This window comes from Aeromonas sp. FDAARGOS 1409 (assembly GCF_019048705.1).
GTDB classification, from domain to species: domain Bacteria; phylum Pseudomonadota; class Gammaproteobacteria; order Enterobacterales; family Aeromonadaceae; genus Aeromonas; species Aeromonas sanarellii.
Window position 1 is genome coordinate 838,564 of record NZ_CP077395.1, and the last position, 20,571, is coordinate 859,134.

General features: G+C 63.1%; 18 protein-coding genes. 6 read left to right on the forward strand and 12 right to left on the reverse strand.

Annotation, left to right across the window (positions count from 1 at the left end; translation table 11 throughout):
- The first annotated feature begins 1 nt into the window (after position 1).
- The 6 genes from tapB to yacG all read left to right on the forward strand — a co-directional run bounded on the left by tapB (position 2) and on the right by yacG (position 5,620).
- Positions 2 to 1,708: a PilB family type IVa pilus assembly ATPase TapB gene (gene tapB, locus I6L39_RS03955; protein ID WP_042077628.1), complete on the forward strand. Its 1,707-nt coding sequence runs from the start codon at positions 2 to 4 to the stop codon at positions 1,706 to 1,708.
- 127 nt (positions 1,709 to 1,835) lie between these two features.
- Positions 1,836 to 3,077, forward strand: a complete 1,242-nt coding sequence (locus tag I6L39_RS03960) for a type II secretion system F family protein (protein WP_209794187.1) — start codon at positions 1,836 to 1,838, stop codon at positions 3,075 to 3,077.
- A gap of 67 nt (positions 3,078 to 3,144) precedes the next feature.
- A complete protein-coding gene (locus tag I6L39_RS03965) occupies positions 3,145 to 4,020 on the forward strand; it encodes an A24 family peptidase (protein ID WP_042077625.1) in 876 nt (291 codons plus the stop codon).
- Between the two features lie 18 nt (positions 4,021 to 4,038).
- A complete protein-coding gene (gene coaE, locus I6L39_RS03970; RefSeq protein WP_042077623.1) occupies positions 4,039 to 4,653 on the forward strand; it encodes a dephospho-CoA kinase in 615 nt (204 codons plus the stop codon).
- 37 nt (positions 4,654 to 4,690) lie between these two features.
- Positions 4,691 to 5,413, forward strand: a complete 723-nt coding sequence (zapD, locus tag I6L39_RS03975; protein ID WP_042077622.1) for a cell division protein ZapD — start codon at positions 4,691 to 4,693, stop codon at positions 5,411 to 5,413.
- A 12-nt stretch (positions 5,414 to 5,425) separates the two neighbouring features.
- Positions 5,426 to 5,620, forward strand: coding sequence for a DNA gyrase inhibitor YacG (gene yacG, locus I6L39_RS03980; RefSeq protein ID WP_042077620.1), 195 nt, complete (start codon positions 5,426 to 5,428; stop codon positions 5,618 to 5,620).
- A gap of 58 nt (positions 5,621 to 5,678) precedes the next feature.
- Here yacG and mutT read toward each other — a convergent pair whose 3' ends face one another.
- The 12 genes from mutT to murD all read right to left on the reverse strand — a co-directional run bounded on the left by mutT (position 5,679) and on the right by murD (position 20,569).
- Positions 5,679 to 6,083 (reverse strand): 8-oxo-dGTP diphosphatase MutT, encoded by a 405-nt coding sequence (mutT, locus tag I6L39_RS03985; RefSeq protein ID WP_174213873.1) that lies wholly within the window; start codon positions 6,081 to 6,083, stop codon positions 5,679 to 5,681.
- Between the two features lie 8 nt (positions 6,084 to 6,091).
- The gene (locus I6L39_RS03990; protein ID WP_042077618.1) at positions 6,092 to 7,276 is read right to left on the reverse strand and encodes a tetratricopeptide repeat protein; all 1,185 of its coding nucleotides are present in this window, start codon (positions 7,274 to 7,276) and stop codon (positions 6,092 to 6,094) included.
- A 68-nt stretch (positions 7,277 to 7,344) separates the two neighbouring features.
- Complete coding sequence (secA, locus tag I6L39_RS03995; RefSeq protein WP_216991096.1) at positions 7,345 to 10,065, reverse strand: preprotein translocase subunit SecA; 2,721 nt, start codon at positions 10,063 to 10,065, stop codon at positions 7,345 to 7,347.
- A 57-nt stretch (positions 10,066 to 10,122) separates the two neighbouring features.
- Complete coding sequence (locus I6L39_RS04000) at positions 10,123 to 11,028, reverse strand: M23 family metallopeptidase (protein WP_201955332.1); 906 nt, start codon at positions 11,026 to 11,028, stop codon at positions 10,123 to 10,125.
- A 140-nt stretch (positions 11,029 to 11,168) separates the two neighbouring features.
- On the reverse strand, positions 11,169 to 12,092 hold the full coding sequence (lpxC, locus tag I6L39_RS04005) for a UDP-3-O-acyl-N-acetylglucosamine deacetylase (protein WP_124813883.1): 924 nt from the start codon (positions 12,090 to 12,092) through the stop codon (positions 11,169 to 11,171).
- Between the two features lie 102 nt (positions 12,093 to 12,194).
- On the reverse strand, positions 12,195 to 13,346 hold the full coding sequence (gene ftsZ / locus I6L39_RS04010) for a cell division protein FtsZ (RefSeq protein WP_005305686.1): 1,152 nt from the start codon (positions 13,344 to 13,346) through the stop codon (positions 12,195 to 12,197).
- A gap of 39 nt (positions 13,347 to 13,385) precedes the next feature.
- Entirely contained in the window at positions 13,386 to 14,645 is a 1,260-nt protein-coding gene (gene ftsA, locus I6L39_RS04015) for a cell division protein FtsA (RefSeq protein WP_025328454.1), read from the reverse strand.
- The gene (locus I6L39_RS04020; protein WP_029314839.1) at positions 14,626 to 15,378 is read right to left on the reverse strand and encodes a cell division protein FtsQ/DivIB; all 753 of its coding nucleotides are present in this window, start codon (positions 15,376 to 15,378) and stop codon (positions 14,626 to 14,628) included. Before I6L39_RS04020 ends, ftsA begins: the two co-directional genes overlap by 20 nt.
- Positions 15,379 to 15,475: 97 nt before the next feature.
- Positions 15,476 to 16,930, reverse strand: coding sequence for a UDP-N-acetylmuramate--L-alanine ligase (gene murC / locus I6L39_RS04025; RefSeq protein WP_216991097.1), 1,455 nt, complete (start codon positions 16,928 to 16,930; stop codon positions 15,476 to 15,478).
- 110 nt (positions 16,931 to 17,040) lie between these two features.
- Positions 17,041 to 18,108, reverse strand: coding sequence for an undecaprenyldiphospho-muramoylpentapeptide beta-N-acetylglucosaminyltransferase (gene murG, locus I6L39_RS04030; RefSeq protein WP_042077609.1), 1,068 nt, complete (start codon positions 18,106 to 18,108; stop codon positions 17,041 to 17,043).
- On the reverse strand, positions 18,105 to 19,289 hold the full coding sequence (gene ftsW / locus I6L39_RS04035) for a cell division protein FtsW (RefSeq protein ID WP_161653065.1): 1,185 nt from the start codon (positions 19,287 to 19,289) through the stop codon (positions 18,105 to 18,107). The genes murG and ftsW overlap by 4 nt, the downstream gene beginning before the upstream one ends.
- Positions 19,286 to 20,569, reverse strand: coding sequence for a UDP-N-acetylmuramoyl-L-alanine--D-glutamate ligase (gene murD, locus I6L39_RS04040; protein ID WP_042077606.1), 1,284 nt, complete (start codon positions 20,567 to 20,569; stop codon positions 19,286 to 19,288). The genes ftsW and murD overlap by 4 nt, the downstream gene beginning before the upstream one ends.
- Positions 20,570 to 20,571: the final 2 nt, after the last annotated feature.

A 20,571-nucleotide genomic window follows, 5' to 3' on the forward strand; every position in this document is an offset into this window, starting at 1 on the left:
TATGACCTCTAGCCTTAATAGCGGCCTGGCCACCAGCCTGGCCGCTTCCTCCCTCCTCAGTGAGCCGGACTCACAGCGCTATCTGAGCCAGGCCAGGGCGCAGCGCAAGCCCTTTGTCACCTTCCTGATTGAAAACGACATCCTCGACAGCAAGGCCCTCGCCGACTTTTGCGAGCTTGAGTATGGGGTACCTCTGCTGGATCTGGCCGCCTTCGACCTGGCCGAGATCCCGCAGAAATACCTCAATCAAAAGCTGATTGAAAAACATCACGTCCTGCCCATCTATACCCAGGGCCACACCCTCTATATCGCCATGTCGGATCCGACCAATGTGTCGGCCCTGGAGGATTTCGGCTTCAGCTTCGGTCTGCACACGGAAGCCTTGCTGGTCGAGGAGAGCAAGCTGACCGCCGCCATCGGCAAATTGATGGAAAGCGAGCAGGATACCCTCGGCATGGATCACATCGACGAGGCCGAGATCTCCGAGCTCGAGGTGTCCGACGAGAACTCTCGTCTCGATGAGAGCGTCAATACGGCCGACGATGACGCCCCCATCGTCAAGTACATCCACAAGATCATGATGGACGCCATCAAGCGCGGCGCATCGGACCTGCATTTCGAACCTTACGAGACCAAGTACCGGATCCGCTTCCGGATCGACGGCATACTGCACGAGATCGCCACCCCGCCGGTGAACCTGGCAAACCGTTTCGCGGCGCGCTTAAAAGTCATGGCGCGGCTCGACATCGCCGAGCGGCGTCTGCCCCAGGATGGCCGGATCAAGCTCAAGATTTCGCGCAACAGATCCATGGATATGCGGGTCAACACCCTGCCCACCATGTGGGGTGAGAAGATCGTCATCCGGCTACTAGATTCATCTGCAGCCAGGCTCAATATCGATCAACTCGGCTTTGACGACCGCCAGAAGGGGCAATACCTGCATGCCCTCTCCAAACCCCAGGGGATGATACTGGTCACCGGCCCCACGGGGTCGGGCAAGACGGTGTCACTCTATACCGGTCTCAACATCCTCAATACCAACGAGGTCAACATCTCTACCGCCGAGGATCCGGTGGAGATCAACCTGCCCGGCGTGAACCAGGTGCAGATCAACCCCAAGGCGGGGCTCACCTTCGCCAGCGCCCTGCGCTCCTTCCTGCGCCAGGATCCCGACATCGTCATGGTGGGGGAGATCCGGGATCTGGAAACCGCCGAGATCGCCATCAAGGCCGCCCAGACCGGCCACCTGGTGCTCTCCACCCTGCACACCAATTCGGCGGCCGAGACGCTCACCCGGATGATGAACATGGGTGTCCCCGCCTTCAACATCGCCTCCTCGGTCACCCTCATCATGGCCCAGCGCCTCGCCCGCAAGCTGTGCGATCACTGCAAGGCGCCCGAGGTGGTGCCGGAAGCCGAGCTGCTGGAGCTGGGCTTTACCCAGCAGCAACTGGCCGCCGGCTTGCGACTGTTCAAGCCCGTGGGGTGCAAGGAGTGCTCGGGAGGCTACCGAGGACGGGTCGGGATCTATGAGATCATGCTGATGTCCGACAACATCGCCAAGCTCATCATGCAAGGAGCCAACTCGCTGCAAATCGCGGCCATCGCCCAGAAGGAAGGGATGCGCACCCTGCGCACCTCCGGCCTTGAAAAAGCCCGCCTGGGAGTCACCAGCCTGGCCGAAATAAACAGGATCACTACCAACTGAGTACGCTGTGTTCGAGTCATCTCACCGGGTGAAGCCGCTGCCATAACCCCGATGATGTTCTTCAAGCCAAGATGAGCCGGATGGGCAGCAGCACCCGGCCACCGTCGCCCAATTGCAGGATGCAGTGATGGCTACATTAGCTCAAAAACAGAACGCACCAAAAAAGGTCTTCTCCTTCCGCTGGCACGGGTTCAATCGCAAGGGACAGAAGGTGTCCGGCGAGTTGCAGGCCGACAGCATCAATACCGTCAAGGCGGAACTGCGCAAGCAGGGCGTCAATGTCACCAAGGTCAGCAAGCAGGGACAGGGGCTGTTCTCCAAGGGCGGCGCCCGGATCAAGCCGATGGACATCGCCGTCATCTCCCGCCAGATCACCACCATGCTCTCCGCCGGCGTACCCCTGGTACAGAGCCTGCAGATCATCGCACGCGGCCATGAAAAGGCGGCGGTGCGCGAACTGATCGGCCAGATCGCCGCCGACGTGGAGACAGGTACCCCGCTGTCCGAGGCGTTGCACCGTCACCCCCGTTACTTCGACGATCTCTATTGCGACCTGGTCGAGGCCGGAGAGCAGTCCGGCGCACTGGAAACCATCTACGACCGGATTGCCACCTATCGCGAGAAGAACGAGGCCCTCAAATCCAAGATCAAGAAGGCCATGTTCTATCCGGCCATGGTCATCCTGGTGGCCATCGTCGTCACCTCCATCCTGCTGCTGTTCGTCATCCCCCAGTTCGAGGAGATCTTCCGGAGCTTCGGGGCCGAGCTGCCCGCCTTCACCCGGTTCGTCATCGGCATCTCCCGCTTCATGCAGTCGTGGTGGTATGTCATCTTTGGCGGCCTCGCCCTCGCCATCTTCCTCTACGTGCGCGCCTGGCGAAAGTCCCAGAAGGTCAGGGACAGCACAGACAGGTTCATCCTCACCATTCCCGTGGTGGGCAACATACTGCACAAGGCCGCCATGGCCCGCTTCGCCCGCACCCTCTCCACCACCTTCTCCGCCGGTATCCCCCTGGTGGATGCGCTGGTCTCGGCGGCCGGGGCGTCGGGCAACTATGTCTATCGCACCGCCATCATGGCCATCCGCAACGAGGTGGTGGCCGGCATGCAGATCAACGTCGCCATGCGCACCGTGGATCTCTTCCCCGACATGGTGACCCAGATGGTGATGATCGGCGAGGAGTCCGGCGCCATCGATGACATGCTTTCCAAGGTCGCGGCCATCTTCGAACAGGAGGTGGACGACATGGTCGACGGCCTCACCAGCCTGCTGGAACCCATCATCATGGTGGTGCTCGGGGTGCTGGTCGGCGGCATGGTCGTGGCCATGTACCTCCCCATCTTCAAGCTCGGCTCTGTGATACACTGAGCCCCTTCGGCAAGAGGGCCAGCCAGTTCGGCCTGGCCCCTTCTCTCTCAACGCAAGCGGTTGACTTATGGCGCCCCTGATCGAACTGGCCCAGGCCCTGCCCTGGTTTTATCTCTCCCTGGTGTTTCTCTTCTCCCTGATGGTGGGCAGCTTCCTCAACGTGGTGATCCATCGCCTGCCCATCATGATGGAGCGGGACTGGCACGCCGAATACACCGACTATTTCGGTGACCATACGTCCCCCATCCCGGCCACTGGACGCTACAACCTGATGGTGCCCCGCTCCCGCTGCCCCCATTGCGACCACCCCATAGGTGCGCTGGAGAACATCCCCCTGCTGAGCTGGCTCTGGCTCAGGGGGCGCTGTCGCAACTGCCGAGCCCCCATCTCCGCCCGCTATCCCCTGGTCGAATTGCTCACTGCCCTGCTGTCGGTCGCCGTGGCCGCCACCCTCACTCCCGGCTGGGGAACCTTGGCGGCCCTCGTGCTGACCTGGGTACTGGTGGCGCTCACCTTCATCGATCTGGACAAGATGCTGCTGCCGGACCAGCTCACCCTGCCACTGCTGTGGGGCGGTCTGCTGTTCAACCTGTTGGGAGGCTTCGTCCCCCTGGCGGATGCGGTGATCGGCGCCATGGCAGGCTATCTGGTGCTCTGGGCCCTCTACTGGGCCTTCAAGCTGCTCACCGGCAAGGAGGGCATGGGTTATGGCGATTTCAAGCTGCTGGCAGCCCTCGGCGCCTGGCTCGGCTGGCAGGTGCTGCCCATAGTGCTGCTGCTCTCCTCCCTGGTCGGCGCCGCCATAGGTATCGGCCTCATCCTGCTTCGCAACCACCATCAGGGCAAGCCCATCCCCTTCGGCCCCTATCTCGCCATCGCGGGCTGGATAGCGCTGCTGTGGGGGGATAGCATCACCCGCTGGTATCTCCATGTCGTGCTCTAGCAAGAGGATCTCTGACCCATGTATGTAGTCGCCATCACAGGGGGCATCGGCAGCGGCAAGACCACCATCGCCAACCGCTTTGCCGAGCTGGGCATCGAGGTGGTGGATGCCGACATCATCGCCCGCGAGGTCGTGGAGCCCGGCACCCCGGCCCTGGCCGCCATTGCCGACCATTTTGGCCAGGATGTCATCTCGTCCGATGGCCGGCTCGATCGCCGCAGACTGCGCGAGCATATCTTCAGCGACCCGGCGGCCAAGGCCTGGCTCAACGCCCTGCTCCACCCCCTCATCCGCAGCGAAATGCTGCGCCAGTGCGCGACCGCCGAGTCTCCCTACTGCCTGCTGGTGGTGCCCCTGCTGGTGGAGAACCGGCTCACCTCCCTCGCCGATCGGGTGCTGGTCATCGACGTGGACGAGGAGACCCAGATAGAGCGAACCTGTCGTCGGGATGGCGTGAGCCGGGCGCAGGCAGAGGCGATACTGGCGTCCCAGGCGCGCCGCGGGGAACGCCTGGCGATGGCCGATGACGTGCTGGACAACCAGAGTGTCACAAGTGAGACCATCCGAGAGCGAATTTTGGCCCTGCACCAGACATATCTGGCATTTGCCTCTCAACAAGCCCGCCAACAGTGAGTACACTAGGCCGGTTTATGGCTGGCCAGGATTAGGCATGATTTACGATTTCCCCCTCAATGAAAAAAGCCGGACCTATCTTCGTCTGGAGTCCCTGTTTTCCCAGATCCGCGACAATCTGGAGAGTGACCAGTCCTGGGCACACATCGCCTTCTTCAAGGGGTTGTTCGATTTGCAGGAGCTGCTGGAGCGCGGCGACCTGCGCGCCGATCTCATCAAGGACCTGGAGCGCCTCGGCCAGCGGCTGAGCCACTGGGCCAGCCTGCCTGACGTCGACCTCGAGCAGATCCAGCGGATGCAGCAGGAAAGCACCCAGCTCTCCCGCAGTCTGCTCAACTCCCCCCGTCCCGGTGCCCGCCTGAAGGAAGATCGCCTGCTCGGCTCCATCCGCCAGCGTTTCTCCATTCCGGGGGGGCTGTGCGCCTTCGACGTACCCCAGCTGCATCACTGGCTGGCCACGCCAGCCGTCGCCCGCCACCAGCAGATGCAGCAATGGCTCAGCGACATCACCCTGCTGATGAACGCCATCTCCCTGCTGCTGCGCCTGTGGCGCGAGTCGGGCAACTTCAGCGATCAGGTGGCCACCAACGGCTTCTTCCAGGACACCGCCGAAGGGGCCGAGCTTATCCGTATTCGCTTGCCCAATGGACAAGCCTGCTACCCCACCCTGAGCGGCCACAAGAACCGCTTCGCCCTGCGCTTCCTGCCGACGACGGAACAGCAGATTGGCGACGTCCCCTTCCAGCTCGCCTGCTGCTAAGGAGAGAACGACATGGTCACCAAGGTAAAATGCCCCACCTGTCAGAGTGAGGTTGAATGGACTCCCGAGAGCCCGTTTCGCCCCTTCTGCAGCAAGCGCTGCCAGCTGATCGACCTCGGTGAATGGGCCGACGAAGAGAAGCGCATTCCCGGCGAGATCAACCCGGATCTGCTGCCCGACCCGGAACAGGGCGATCCCTGGCAATAAACACAACACGATCAAGAAAGGGCCTGACCGGCCCTTTTTCAATGGTTGTGCTCTGCCCTCAGGCCAGCGAGGCTTGCAGCCGCGCCACTATGGGGCCGTTGGCATCCGGGAAGTGGTACTCGTGGAGCGAGGCCAGCGGCACCCAGCGGCACTCCTGCCCCTCCTTGCCGAAGGGCTCGCCATGGAAACGGGTTACCTTCCAGATATCCAGCAACACCTGCTTGTCGGGGTAGTCGTGGTGCAGCTCCATGAAGGGAGCGCAGTCCTGCACCCGGATCCCGATCTCTTCCCACAGCTCTCTGTCCAGCGCGGTGAGCAGGTCTTCCCCCGACTCCACCTTGCCCCCCGGAAACTCCCAGCGATCCCCCTGATGGCGATCGGCGGAGCGTTTGGCGATGAAGATATCGCCCCGTTCGTTCTCGATGACACCGACCGCCACCCAGATCCGTTTCTTCTGTTCCATCATTGTCCTCAACGTAAACACGACAAACGGGCGATCCAGGGGGCCAGCCGAGCGGCCTGCTTTTCCCCCTGGGCCCTGAAGAGATCCTGCCCCACATGTTCATTGCCCGCCGGGGCCGGCTGCGGCCAGGGGACGACGCCTGCCGGAGCAAAGCAGCGATCATGTATCAGCGCACTCTGGCGCAGATAGCGCCACAGGCAGTCACGCAGGAACCACTGATCGATATTCGGCGTCTCCATGGTCCTGGATTGATAACCCTCCAGCAGCGGCTGCAAGGGTGGAAGCACGCCGGCCACACCGCCCCACATGCCTGCCAGCACCAGATCGGTGTGGCTCCACCAGTCACGCATGATATGGAACCAGTGCCCCGATGCAAGCCAGTCATCGACCGCCAGCCGCTCCCGCAGATTCAGCACGGAGTCCGCATCGCGCACAAGAAAGCGTCCCACTCCGGGATCATTGGCGACCTGGAAGCGCCAGCACAGGCGCTGACGCAGGGACTGACCGTCGGGTTGCATCCTGACCTCGGCGCCATGCTCCCGCAGGCAGGTCAGCAACTCTCCCGGCACACTGGCATCCACGTAGAAGCGCACCCGCCAGCCGGGATAGAGGTAGGCTGCGGCCAGCACATTGTCGAGCGCTCCCCGCAAGTAACGGGCCTGCTTGCCCCAGAGGGAGAAGGCGATGACGGGCTGCCTCTCCCCCTGCCCGGCCAGCCAGGCTGCCGGCCCCTCTGCCGGCAGCGCCCACCCCTCGACGGGCTGCGAGACGGCCTCATCCTTGAGGGTCAGGGCCCGGGCCCCCGCCACCGAGGCTTCGGCATAGCGCCCAAGCTTGGCGAGGGAAGTGCAGAGTCCGTCATAGGTCAGATAATCGGCCGGCTCACGGCGGACCAGCTCGGTCAGATGAACCACGGCCCGCTCATGCTGACCCGAGCGGGAGAGACAGACGCAGAGATTGCGCAGCACCTCGTCGTCCTCGGGCGAGCCCTGGTGCGCCAGCATCAGTACCTGAGCGGCCGAGGCGGGATCCCCTGACAAAAAGAGGTAATAGGCCAACTGCAGCTGCAGGGGAACAGGCTTGATCCTTGCCTCGTTCAGCCTCATCAGCACCTGCTGGACAGCCTGCTGGCGATCCCCCCTCGACCAATGGCTATGTGCCTCGTCATCCCACCCCGCCGGCAGCTTGCTCATCGGTGATCTCCTCCTGTCCCGGAAACAAATACACCGCCCGGAGGCGGTGTATTCATCATGGCAGGGTGTCAGGTCAACTGACCGTGACAGTGCTTGTATTTCTTGCCGGAGCCGCAGGGGCAGGGATCGTTGCGGCCCACCTTCTGCTCGTCCCGCACGAAAGTGACGTGACCCGGTTCGGGCTGGGCCTCGTCGTCGGCCAGCTGGTTCTCGGCGGCGGCGTGGGTATAGGTGCGGGGAGCCGCTTGTGCCTGCTGGCGCTGCTGCTCTTCCATCGCCTCCACGTCGCGCTCCTGCACCTGGACACGGCTCAGGATGCTGACCACGTCGCGCTTGAGGGTCTCCAGCATCTGGGTGAACAGATCGAAGGACTCGCGCTTGTACTCCTGCTTGGGGTTCTTCTGGGCGTAGCCGCGCAGATGTATGCCCTGACGCAGGTGATCCATGGCCGCCAGATGCTCCTTCCACAAGCCATCCAGGGTCTGCAGCATCACCGCCTTCTCGAAGTTGCGCAGCACCTCCTTGCCGACCAGCTCCTCCTTGTGGGCATAGAGCTTGGTGGCCTCTTCCAGGATGCGCTCGCGCAGCTTCTCCTCATACAGCTTGTCGTCTTCCGCCAGCCACTGCTGCAGCGGCAGATCCAGCGCGAAGTCGGACTTCAGGCGCGCCTCCAGACCCGGCACGTCCCACATTTCCTCCAGGGACTGGGGCGGGATGTATTCGTCGATGACGCTGCCATAGACGTCGTCACGGATGACGTGGATGGTCTCGGAGATGTCGCTGGTGTCCAGCAGCTCGTTGCGCTGCTCGTAGACCACCTTGCGCTGATCGTTGGCCACATCGTCGAACTCCAGCAGGTTCTTGCGGATGTCGAAGTTGCGACCCTCCACCTTGCGCTGGGCGTTTTCGATGGCCTTGGTCACCCAGGGGTGTTCGATGGCCTCGCCCTCTTCCATGCCCAGCTTCTTCATCATGCCGGTCACGCGATCGGAGGCGAAGATCCGCATCAGGGTGTCTTCCATGGAGAGATAGAAGCGGGAGGAGCCCGGGTCACCCTGGCGACCGGAACGGCCGCGCAACTGGTTGTCGATACGACGGGATTCGTGGCGTTCGGTACCTATGATGTGCAGGCCACCAGCGGCCAGCACGGCATCGTGACGCACCTGCCAGGCGGCTTTCAGCTCGGCGATCTGCTCACTGGTCGGGTTCTCCAGCTGGGCTATCTCCGCCTGCCAGTTGCCGCCGAGCACGATGTCGGTACCCCGGCCCGCCATGTTGGTGGCGATGGTCACGGCACCGGTCTGGCCCGCCTGGGCGACGATCTCCGCTTCCATGGCGTGGAACTTGGCGTTCAGCACCTTGTGCGGGATCTTTTCCTTGGTCAGGATGCCGGAGAGCAGCTCGGAGTTCTCGATGGAGACGGTACCGACCAGCACCGGCTGGCCGCGCTGCACGCAGTCGCGGATGTCCTGCACGATGGCGGCGTATTTCTCCTGGGCGGTCAGGTAGACCAGATCCCCCATGTCCTTTCGCACCATGGGCTTGTTGGTCGGGATGACCACGGTGTCCAGGCCGTAGATCTGCTGGAACTCGAACGCCTCGGTGTCGGCAGTACCCGTCATGCCCGCCAGCTTGTCGTACAGGCGGAAGTAGTTCTGGAAGGTGATGGAGGCCAGGGTCTGGTTCTCGTTCTGGATCTTGACCCCTTCCTTCGCCTCGACCGCCTGGTGCAGGCCGTCGGACCAGCGGCGACCCGGCATGGTACGGCCGGTGTGCTCGTCGACGATGACGATCTCGTCCTTCTGGACGATGTAGTCGACGTTGCGCTCGAACAGGGTGTGGGCACGCAGGCCGGCGTTGACGTGGTGCAGCAGGCTGATGTTGGTGGCGGAGAACAGGGAGTCCTCCTCCGCCAGCAGCCCCTCTTTCTTGAGCAGCTCCTCCACGAAGATCTGGCCGTTCTCGGTCAGCAGCGCCTGGCGGTTCTTCTCGTCCACCGTGTAGTGGCCGTCGCCGGTGTACTCTTCGGAGTCTTCCTTGTCCTGCTTGACCAGCAGGGGGATCAGCTTGTTGATCTGGGTGTACATGGCGGAGCTGTCCTCCGCCGGGCCCGAGATGATGAGCGGGGTACGGGCTTCATCGATGAGCACCGAGTCCACCTCATCCACCAGCGCATAGTTGAGCGGACGCTGCACGCGCTGTTCCGGCGAGAACGCCATGTTGTCGCGCAGGTAGTCGAAGCCGAACTCGTTGTTGGTACCGTAGGTGATGTCGGCGGCGTAGGCGTCGCGCTTCTGGGAGGCATCCATGCCGGGCACGTTGCAGTCGACGGTCAGGCCGAGGAAGGCGAACAGCGGGCGGTTCGCCTCGGCATCGCGCTTCGCCAGATAGTCGTTCACCGTCACCACGTGGACGCCGCGGCCGGTCAGGGCGTTCAGGTAGGCCGGCAGGGTCGCGGTGAGGGTCTTACCTTCACCCGTCTTCATCTCGGCGATACGGTTGGAGTTCAGCACCATGCCGCCGATCAGCTGGACATCGAAGTGGCGCATGCCGAACACCCGGCGGGAGGCTTCACGCACGGTGGCGAAGGCCTCCGGCAGCAACTGCTCCAGGGTCTCACCCTGCTCCAGGCGCTGGCGATACTCGGCGGTCTTGGCCTGCAGCTCGCTGTCGGACAGTGCCTCGAACTGAGGCTCCATCGCATTGATCTGTTTTACAATTTTGCGCAAAGCCTTGAGCGTTCTGTCGTTCCGGCTGCCGATAATCTTGGTGAGCAGTGTGCTAATCATGGGTACCAACTGTTTTGGTTATATAAGCGTTCCGTCACTGGAACCTGAAGAAAAAACCTAACCCCGTCTGGCATTCAGAAAGCGCGCGGGGTTGACCTGACGACCATCTTTCAACACTTCGTAATGCAAATGAACTCCGGTCGCACGACCGGTTCGTCCCATCAGGGCGATCTTCTGGCCTTCGTCGACCAGGGTGCCCACATCCACCAGCAACTTGGAATTGTGGGCATAGCGGGTGACCAGACCATTGCCATGGTCTATCTCCACCATGTTGCCGAACTCAGGGTGACGCCCCGCCCAGCTGATGATCCCCTTGCCGGTCGCCAGTATGGGGGTGCCGGGCTTGCCGCGGAAATCCACCCCTTTGTGCATCTTGGCGCGACCGTTGAACGGATCGACCCGGCCACCGAAGCCGGAGGAGATCCAGACCCGCTCCTGTTTCACCGGTGAACCCGAGATGAAACCGGCATCGGTGATATGGTGATTCATGATGAAGGATTCAAGTACCGACAGCTGCTCTTCGCGGCTGCTGAGCTGACGGTTGAGGTGTTCCATGGAGTCTTGCAGCTCGCCCAGGCTGACTTCCAAGTCCGCATCGTAGGAGGGACCGCCCATGGGGGGCAGCTCCTTGAAGTTGAACTCCTCGGGATCGAGGTCCGCCTTCTCGGTCAGGCGTTCGCCGAGGGCGTTGAGACGACCGAGCTGCCCCTGCATGGTGCCCACCTGGGCCGCCAGCATGGCGAGCTGTTCGCGGGCTTCATCGGCCCCTTGCGTGGATTTTTGCTGCTGCGCCAGGGTCAGCGCCACTTCCAGCGCCTCCATCTTCTGGTGCCAGCTCTGCCAGAGCCAGCCACTCCCCAAGGCCAATGCAGTGAAGAGGATACCGCCGACCCAGGCCAGACGTTGTTTGGGTAAGTGCAACTTTCGGCGCTGCTTACCGTGGAGGATCAGGGTAATGCTCATAGGAATCTGTCTTCTCGGTCAGGTGAGGCCAAGGGCCTGCACGGGCAATAAAACCGGGAGATAATCGGTATTAAAGGATGGAATAAACAAATGACAGGACGTCGGTGCGGAGAGATGACCGACGTCCTGTTGCACAGCTATCAGGCCAGAACCAGACCGTTGTCGTAGTAAGCGATGGGCGCTTTGTCGCCCTCACCCTCGAAGGTCACCAGTTCCCAGGCCTCCTGCTGGGCCAGCAAGGCACGCAGCAGCTTGTTGTTCAGGGCATGGCCCGTCTTGTAGGCACGGAATTCACCGATGATGCTGCGGTTGCACATGTACAGGTCACCGATGGCATCCAGCATCTTGTGCTTGACGAACTCGTCCTCGTAACGCAGGCCATCTTCGTTCAGCACCCGGTAGTCATCCAGCACCACGGCGTTTTCCAGGCTGCCGCCCAGTGCCAGGTTCTGGGAACGCAGGTACTCGATATCACGCATGAAGCCGAAGGTACGGGCACGGCTGATCTCTTTCACGAAGGAGCTGCCGGAGAAGTCCAGCACGCAACGCTGGTTGCGGCCTTCAAACACCGGATGCTGGAAATCGATCTCGAGATCCATCTTGAAGCCGTTGCGATAGGGGTGGAATTCCGCCCACTTGTCGCCATCTTCAACCCGGATGCTCTGCTTGATCCGCACGAACTGCTTGGGTGCGTTCTGTTCACGAATACCCACTTCCTGCAGCAGATAGATGAACGGATGCGCACTGCCGTCCATTACCGGGATCTCGGGAGCATCAACCTCGACATAGAGGTTGTCGATCCCCATCCCGGCCAGAGCGGCAGACAGATGTTCGATGGTCGACACACGAACACCGGCTTCGTTCACCAGAGCGGTACAAAGCACGGTATCACGCACCTGATCGGCGTTGGCTGGCAGCTCTACCACAGGATTCAGATCGGTACGCAAGTAAACGATCCCTGTGTTAACAGGCGCCGGACGGAACGTCATAGTGACTTTCCGGCCCGAATGCAGGCCCACACCGGTGGCCTGGACACTCGTTTTCAAGGTTCTTTGTCTAATCATGGGCGTATCCGCTTTAACAGCTCAAATTCCTGACCAGATGGTCGTTGCCGGGCCATCTTAGCACAATCCTTAAGCAACAAACAAACCAGAGCCATCAGAGGCTTAGTCTGCCTGTTTGCGCAGGAACGCAGGAATATCGAGATAATCCGGTTCGCGACGAGCTTGCGGCTCGGCGTTCACCACCTTGGCCGGCGCCTCTTCCATCACGCGAGACTGCAGAGCTTCGCTGATCAGGGGCTGACGAGCCGGACGTTCCTGGACCATGTTGTTCTTGACCAGGGTAATGTCGGGCTTGCGCTCGGCACCGATACCGGTGGCCACCACGGTCACGCGCAGTTCGTCGTGCATCTCCGGATCGATGACGGTACCCACCACCACGGTGGCGTTCTCGGACGCGAAGGCCTTGACCGCGTTACCCACGGTCTCGAACTCTTCGATGGTCATGTCCATGCCGGCGGTGATGTTGACCAGGATGCCGCGGGCACCGGCCAGATCCACGTCTTCCAGCAGCGGGCTGGAGATGGCCTTCTCGGCCGCTTCTTCGGCACGGTCGTCACCGGAGGCGGAGCCGGTACCCATCATGGCGGTCCCCATCTCGCGCATCACGGTACGCACGTCCGCGAAGTCGACGTTGATCAGGCCCGGACGGGTGATCAGCTCGGCAATGCCCTGTACCGCACCCAGCAGCACGTCGTTGGCCGCCTTGAAGGCGTCCAGCAGGGAGATGCCACGGCCCAGCACCTTCAGCAACTTGTCGTTGGGGATGGTGATCAGGGAGTCGACGTTCTTGGACAGCTCCTCGATACCGTGGGCGGCGAAGCCCATCCGCTTCTTCCCTTCGAAGGAGAACGGCTTGGTCACGACGGCAACGGTCAGGATACCCATCTCGCGGGCCACTTCGGCCACGATCGGCGCGGCGCCCGTACCCGTACCACCGCCCATGCCGGCGGCGATGAACACCATGTCGGAACCGGTCAGCAGCTCGCGCAACGCTTCCCTGTCTTCCATGGCGGCGTCACGGCCCACTTCCGGGTTGGCCCCGGCACCCAGACCCTTGGTGATGCCACCACCGATCTGCAGAGTCGTGTTGGCACTGGAGTTGCGCAGCGCCTGGGCGTCGGTGTTGACGGTAATGAACTCAACACCCTCGATGTTTTGACGAACCATGTGCTCGACTGCGTTGCCGCCGCCGCCACCCACACCTATCACCTTGATGACGGCTTCGTCAGTGTGGCTATCCATAAATTCAAACATGTTGTCTCTCCGCTTTATTTGCCTGACTCAGCAAAATCTTTAGAACTCGCCACGCAACCAGTTGCTGACCCGTTTGACCAGCCCACCTACGCTTGCCTTGGCGGCATATTCCTTGCTACTGCCGGTGGATTGATTGGTACGGCCGTACTGCAGCAACCCGACCGCAGTCGAGTACACCGGTGCCTGTACGTAATCGCTCAATCCCCGGATATTCATGGGTTCGCCCACCCGGACCTGGCTCTGGAAGATCTGCTCTGCGCACTCCACTATGCCTTCGATCTGGGCCGCGCCACCGGTCAAGACCACACCGGCGGCCAGCTGATGCTTGACCCCCTGTGCCTTCAATTCGCTCTGCACCCGCACCAGCTCGTCATTCACCATGGAGAGCAACTCGGTGTAACGGGGTTCAATCACTTCCGCCAGTGTCTGCCGCTGCAGGCTGCGCGCCGGACGACCGCCGACACTGGGCACTTCGATATTGTCTTCCTTGCTGACCAGGCGGCCGAGGGCGCAGCCGTAGCGCACCTTGATCGCTTCGGCGTCCAGCGGCGGCGTGCCAAAGGCGTAGGCGATGTCGCTGGTCACCGTGCTGCCGGCGTAGGGGATCACCTTGGTGTGACGCAGGGCGCCGCCGGTAAAGAGCGACATGTCCATGGTACCGCCACCTATGTCCACCACGCAGACACCCAGCTCCTTCTCGTCCTCGGTCAGCACCGCATAGCTGGACGCCAGCGCCGAGAAGATCAGCTGATCCACCCGCAGACCCACCTTCTCCACGCACTTCTCGATGTTGCGAGCCATGTCGTTGTGGCAGGTGATCAGGTGCACCTTGGCCGCCATCCGCACGCCGGACAGGCCGACCGGGTTCTTGATCCCTTCCTGATAGTCGATGGCGAACTCCTGGGGCAGCACATGCAGCACCCGCAGCTCGTCCGACAGTCGCACCGACTTGGCGGTGTGGATGACGTTGTCCACGTCCTCCTGGGTCACCTCTTCATCGGAGATGGGCACCATGCCGGTCTCGTTGCGGCAATCGATGTGCTTGCCGGACAAGCCCAGATAGACGGAGCTTATCTGGCAGTCGGCCATCATCTCGGCCTCTTCCACCGCGCGGCGCAGGGACTTGACCACGGAGTCGAGGTCATTGACCCCGCCCTTCTCCATCCCGCGAGAAGCGTGGCTGCCCATGCCGATGACATTGAGTTCGCCATCGGGCAATACTTCGCCAACCAGTACCGCCACCTTGGTCGTGCCGATATCCAGTCCGACAATCAAATTTCTATCTGCGGTGTTGGTCATTCACTTTCTCTTCGCTTTTCTTCCAGCCAACTGCCATCCCGGTGTCGTATCGAAGATCCACGTAAGCAACCCGCTCACGGGGCTCGATGACCGGAAAGGCATCGATAAACCGCTGCAGACGAAGCGCGATATCAGAGCGCCCCACAAACAGCTGAATGTTGCCATCCAGGGTCAGTTCCCAGGCATGGCGGGGGGTCAGATTCACCCCCAGCAACTTGTATCCCTTGGCCGCCAGCAGCGTCTCGTACTGATGGCTGGCTTCCAGCACCTTGGCGGCCTGATCATCGGGCCCGGACAACTGCATCAGGGGTTTCTTCACCCTGTCCGGAGCACTGAACACCTCACCCTTGGTGTTGACGAAGCGGTTGCCGTTCCAGCGGGCCGCCACGTCCTGTTCGGTGAGATAGACCTTGATCTTGTTCGGCCACTTCTTGCGTACCGAGACCTGGGCCACCCAGGGCAGGGCGTTCAACCGCGCCTGCAATTCGTTCACGTCCAGCTCGAAGAAGTTGCGAAGCTCGGCACCATCCAGCACGGCGGCACGCAACTCATCGGCCTTCAAATATTCGTGTTGCCCCTGCAGCAACAGCTCGCTCATGGGCAACCGACTGGCATCCGTCAGCCAGTCTTTAACATCCAGCGCAGTCTGGTAGAGCCCCCACATGACCAGGATGAAAAATGCCACCCCGGCGATGAAGCCCCCCTTGGTGCGCCCTTGTGCCCTTGCCTCCACCCGATCGATCCCCGTTTAACGCGCCTTGCCGGCCACTTGCAGACCGGTTCGCCATTATATAGGCCCCGGCTTGGCGGTCAAAATACTCATTGGGCCCTCAGGCACCGGATTTCATGCTATCCACGCTCAATTTCATCTCGCCGAGACGGCGGGCCAGCGCCCCGACGTTACCCGCCCCCTGGGTCAGCACCAGATCCCCCTCGCCGATGAGGTCGGCCAGCACGGCCGGCACGTCGTCAGGCGTTGCGACAAAGATGGGCTCCAGGGTGCCGCGGGAGCGGATGGTGCGGCACAGGGCGCGGCCATCGGCCCCTGGGATCGGCTCCTCGCCGGCGGCATAGACCTCCAGCATCACCAGCACGTCCACCTTGGAGAGCACGTCGGCGAAATCTTCGTAGAGATCCCGGGTCCGGCTGTAGCGGTGGGGCTGGAACACCATCACCAGCCGCTTGTCGGGCCAGCCGGCGCGGGCGGCGTTGATGGTCACCTTCACCTCGCTCGGGTGGTGGCCGTAGTCGTCCACCAGCATGGCCTTGCCACGGCCGGTCTCGAACTCGCCGTATTGCTGGAAGCGACGTCCCACCCCTTCGAACTTGGCGAGCGCCCGGATGATGGCCTCGTCACCTATGCCGTCTTCGGTCGCCACCGCGATGGCGGCGGCGGCATTGAGCGCGTTGTGGATGCCCGGCAGATTCAGGGTCACCTCCAACTCGCCAGCATCCTTGCGACGGACCCTGAATCGGCTGCGGTTGCTGGTCTGCACGAAGTCCAGCACCTGCACATCGGCGTCATCAGACAGGCCATAGGTGATGGTCGGGCGGGCGATCTCCGGCAGCATGCCGCGGATCACGGGGTCATCCACACAGACCACGGCCAGGCCGTAGAACGGCAGGTTGTGCAGGAAGTCGATGAAGGTGGCCTTCAACCTGGAGAAGTCGCCGCCATAGGTGTCCATGTGATCCGCTTCGATGTTGGTCACGATGGAGACCATGGGCTGCAGATGCAGGAAGGAGGCGTCGCTCTCGTCCGCTTCCGCAATCAGATAACGGCTGCTGCCCAGGCGGGCATTGGTGCCGGCGCTGTTGAGCAGGCCGCCGATGACGAAGGTGGGATCCCTGTCCGCCTCGGCGTAGATGCTCGCCACCAGGCTGGTGGTGGTGGTCTTGCCGTGGGTGCCGGCGATTGCGATGCCGTGGCGGAAGCGCATCAGCTCCGCCAGCATCTCGGCGCGGCGCACCACGGGGATACGCAGCTCGCGGGCGGCCAGCAGCTCGGGGTTGTCCTGCTTGATGGCGGTGGAGACCACCACCACGCTGGCACCGTCCACATGCTCGGCACTGTGCCCCACGAAGATGTGGGCGCCGAGGGACGCCAGGCGCTCGGTCACCCCGTTGCGGGCCAGATCAGAACCGGTGACCTGGTACCCTTCGTTGGCAAGCACCTCGGCAATACCGCCCATACCGGCGCCACCTATGCCGATAAAGTGGATGCGACGCACGCGGCGCATTTCGGGGATAACGGTACGCAGTTTTGCCAGTTCAACCTTGGTCATAGTTCTTTCTCAATTCGCGGCCACAAGCCATTTTCATTCGGCGACACATGTATTCGGAGACAGGGGCGCGGCCTTGGCCAGCGCCATCCTGTCCATCAATCTCGTTCGGCTCACCCGGTGGCGAGCCGCTTGCACTCATCGGCCACCCGTTCGGCGGCATCGATGATGGCGACCCGGCGCGCAGCCTGGGCCATGTTCAGCAGGGTTTCCCTGCGCCCGGCGAGCCAGGAGAGACGGGCGGCCAGGGCGGCCGGCGTCAGCTCGGACTGGGGCAGAAACTCGGCCGCACCGCCGTCGACCAGGGTCAGGGCGTTGCGGGTCTGGTGATCGTCCACCGCATGGGGCAGCGGCACGAAGATGGCGGCCACCCCGGCGGCGGCCACTTCGGAGACCGTCAGGGCCCCGGCACGGCACACCACCAGGTCCGCCCAGGCATAGGCATCCGCCATGTCCCTGATAAATTCACTCACCTCGGCCTCGACCCCCAGCCCGGTATAGGAGGCAGCCACGGCCTCCCCGTTGCCCTTGCCGCACTGGTGGCGCACCGCGATGGGCACACCGGCGGCGGCGACCGCGGGCGGCACCTGCTCATTGAGGACCCGGGCCCCCAGGCTGCCACCGACGATGAGCAGGCGCAGAGGTTCGGCTGCGCTGCGCAGCACGGGGTCCGGCAGGGCCACCACCTCGGGGCGCACCGGGTTGCCCACCACGGCGGTGCGGGCGTTGGGGGCGAAGGCGCCGGGGAAGGCCATCAGCACCCGCTTGGCGAGGCGGGCCAGCAGCTTGTTGGTCATGCCGGCCGCCGCGTTCTGCTCGTGCAGCAAGAGCGGGATGCCGGCAAGCCAGGCGGCCACGCCACCCGGGCCCGAGGCAAAGCCCCCCATGCCCAGCACCACGTCGGGCTGGATGGTCTTGAGCACCTGACGGGCCTGCAGCACGGATTTGACGATGCGGTAGGGGGCCGCGAGCAGCCGCTTGATGCCGTTGCCACGCACCCCCTGGATGTCGATGAAGGAGATGGGATAGCCATGGGCAGGCACCAGCTCCGCCTCCATACGGTCGGCGGTGCCGAGCCAGTGGATGGTCCAACCCTGGGCCTTGAGGCGATCGGCAACGGCCAGGCCGGGGAACACATGGCCCCCGGTACCACCCGCCATCACCAGTAACGTCTTGCTCACGAAACCTCCCTCACGCGCGCCTGGGCACTGGCCTGGCGCAACTCGAAATCGATACGAATCAACATGCTCACCGCCACCATCATGATGATGAGGCTGGAGCCGCCATAGCTGACCAGCGGCAGGGTCAGCCCCTTGGTGGGCATCATGCCGCTGGCGGCGCCGACGTTGACGAAGGTCTGGAAACTGAACCAGATGCCGACGCCGATGGCCAGATAGCCTTCATAGAGCCGCTCGGCCACCAGCGCCTGATGGCCCAGCTTGAGCGCCTTGACCGCCAGCGCGAAGATGAGGAAGAGCGCGCCAAGCACGCCCACATAACCCAGCTCCTCGCCGAGGATGGCGAACACGAAGTCGGTATGGGCCTCCGGCAGGTACTCCATCTTCTGGATGGAGTTGCCGAGCCCCTCGCCAAACCAGCTGCCGCGGCCAAAGGCCATCAGGGACTGGGTCAGCTGATAGCCGCTGCCGAAGGGGTCGGCCCAGGGGTCGAGGAAGGAGGTCACCCGCCGCATCCGGTATGGCTCGGCGATGATCAGGGTCACCACGGCGCTCACCCCCACCAGGATCAGGCCGATGAACTGCACCAGCCGGGCGCCGGCCAGGAACAGCATGCCGAGCGAGGTGACGAACATCACCACCACGGACCCGAGATCCGGCTGGGCCAGCAGCAGTATGGCCACCACGAACAGCACCGCCATGGGCTTCATGAAGCCGATGAAGCGCTCGCGCACCTCGCTCTGGCGGCGCACCAGGTAGCCCGCCAGGTAGACGAACAGGGCCAGCTTGCCGAACTCGGCCGGCTGCAGGTTGAAGGGACCAAGCGGCAGCCAGCGCACCGAGCCGTTGACGCTGCGCCCCACCAGCAACACCATCACCAGCAGCACGATGGCGAGCAGCAGCATGGGGCCGTTGTACTGCTGCCAGCGGGCCATGGGCACCTGCAGCACGAACCAGGAGATGCCGAGCGCCATCACCAGGAACATGCCGTGGCGCTTCACGAACATGAAGGGATCATCCCCCAGGGCTATCCCTTCGGGGATGGAGGCGGACGCCACTATCACCAGCCCCACCGACATCAGCGCCAGCGCCAGCACCACCAGTTGCCGATCGTAGAGACCGGCGGGGCGCGCCGGTAGCAACCAGCGCTGCAGGAAGCCTGCGACTGCGCGAAGGGCGTTCATAACTTCTGTACCAGCTCGGTGAAGCGATCGCCACGCGCTTCGAAGGACTTGAACTGATCCAGGCTGGCGCAGGCCGGCGCCAGCAGCACCCAGTCACCGGGTCTGGCATCGGCCGCCGCCTTGGCGACGGCGGCGTCGAGATCCGCCACCCGCTCGGTCTGCTCGCCCAGGGCCAGCAGCACCTCGGCATCCTGGCCGAAGCAGTACATGTGATCGATCTGGTTGCCGAGCAGGGCCTGCACCGGGCCGAAGTCCTGGCCCTTGCCCTGGCCGCCGGCCAGCAGCAGCAGACGCCCCCTGACGGACTCGCGCACCCCGGCCACGGCGGCCAGGGTGGCCCCCACGTTGGTGGCCTTGGAGTCGTTGATCCAGCGCACCCCGTTCACCTCCCGCACGAAGCGGGCGCGATGGGGCAGGCCCTCGAAACGGCGCAGCACGGCGAGCTGGGGCTCGCGGGGAATACCGACCGCGTCGCACAGGGCCATGGCCGCCAGGGCGTTGGCCTGGTTGTGGGCACCGACGATCTTCATCTCGTCCACCGCCAGCAGCGGCTCGCCGTGCAGGGTCAGCCAGTGGCGGCCCGCCAGCTCACAGCGGCCATAGCCGTTGCAGTCCAGCCCGAAGCTCTGCCATACCTGGCCCACATCGGGCAGGGTCTGGGGATCGTCGCGATTCACCAGGATGTGCTGGGAGTGCTGATGGATCTCCATCTTGGCGGCGCGGTAGTCGGCCATGCCCTCATAGCGATCCATGTGATCTTCGGAGAGGTTCAATACCACGGAGGCGGCGGCTCGCAGGCTGTGGGTGGTCTCCAGCTGGAAGCTGGAGAGCTCCAGCACGCAGAGATCCATGGGCTGCTTGAGCAATTCCAGGGCCGGGGTGCCGATGTTGCCACCGACCCCGACCTTGAGGCCGGCCTCGGCGATCATCTCCCCCACCAGGGTCGTCACCGTGCTCTTGCCGTTGGAGCCGGTGATGGCGATGACGGGCACCTGGGTCTCGCGCACGAACAGCTCGATGTCGCCGACTATCCTGATGCCGCGCTCTGCCGCGGCCTTGAGCTCCGGGGTCGAGAGGGCGATGCCCGGGCTCGCCACTATCATGTGCGCCTGCTTGAGCCGTTCTCCGTCCAGCCCGTGGACGAGCTCCACCTCAGGGGGCAGCTGCTCCTTGCCGGGGGGGTTGGCACGGGTGTCCATCACCAGGGGCGTGACGCCGCGGCCGAGGAAGTAGTCGACGCAGGAGAGTCCGGTTTTGCCGAGTCCGATGATGATGACCATGG

Excerpts from the sequence above, each read along its gene's own strand:
- mutT (WP_174213873.1), bottom strand. The coding sequence starts at position 6,083 with ATGGAACAGAAGAAACGGATCTGGGTGGCGGTCGGTGTCATCGAGAAC.
- yacG (WP_042077620.1), top strand. The coding sequence starts at position 5,426 with ATGGTCACCAAGGTAAAATGCCCCACCTGTCAGAGTGAGGTTGAATGG.
- murC (WP_216991097.1), bottom strand. The coding sequence starts at position 16,930 with ATGACCAAGGTTGAACTGGCAAAACTGCGTACCGTTATCCCCGAAATG.
- tapB (WP_042077628.1), top strand. The coding sequence starts at position 2 with ATGACCTCTAGCCTTAATAGCGGCCTGGCCACCAGCCTGGCCGCTTCC.
- I6L39_RS03960 (WP_209794187.1), top strand. The coding sequence starts at position 1,836 with ATGGCTACATTAGCTCAAAAACAGAACGCACCAAAAAAGGTCTTCTCC.
- murD (WP_042077606.1), bottom strand. The coding sequence starts at position 20,569 with ATGGTCATCATCATCGGACTCGGCAAAACCGGACTCTCCTGCGTCGAC.
- I6L39_RS03990 (WP_042077618.1), bottom strand. The coding sequence starts at position 7,276 with ATGAGCAAGCTGCCGGCGGGGTGGGATGACGAGGCACATAGCCATTGG.
- I6L39_RS03965 (WP_042077625.1), top strand. The coding sequence starts at position 3,145 with ATGGCGCCCCTGATCGAACTGGCCCAGGCCCTGCCCTGGTTTTATCTC.
- I6L39_RS04000 (WP_201955332.1), bottom strand. The coding sequence starts at position 11,028 with ATGAGCATTACCCTGATCCTCCACGGTAAGCAGCGCCGAAAGTTGCAC.
- ftsZ (WP_005305686.1), bottom strand. The coding sequence starts at position 13,346 with ATGTTTGAATTTATGGATAGCCACACTGACGAAGCCGTCATCAAGGTG.
- ftsW (WP_161653065.1), bottom strand. The coding sequence starts at position 19,289 with ATGAACGCCCTTCGCGCAGTCGCAGGCTTCCTGCAGCGCTGGTTGCTA.
- zapD (WP_042077622.1), top strand. The coding sequence starts at position 4,691 with ATGATTTACGATTTCCCCCTCAATGAAAAAAGCCGGACCTATCTTCGT.
- coaE (WP_042077623.1), top strand. The coding sequence starts at position 4,039 with ATGTATGTAGTCGCCATCACAGGGGGCATCGGCAGCGGCAAGACCACC.
- secA (WP_216991096.1), bottom strand. The coding sequence starts at position 10,065 with ATGATTAGCACACTGCTCACCAAGATTATCGGCAGCCGGAACGACAGA.
- lpxC (WP_124813883.1), bottom strand. The coding sequence starts at position 12,092 with ATGATTAGACAAAGAACCTTGAAAACGAGTGTCCAGGCCACCGGTGTG.
- ftsA (WP_025328454.1), bottom strand. The coding sequence starts at position 14,645 with ATGACCAACACCGCAGATAGAAATTTGATTGTCGGACTGGATATCGGC.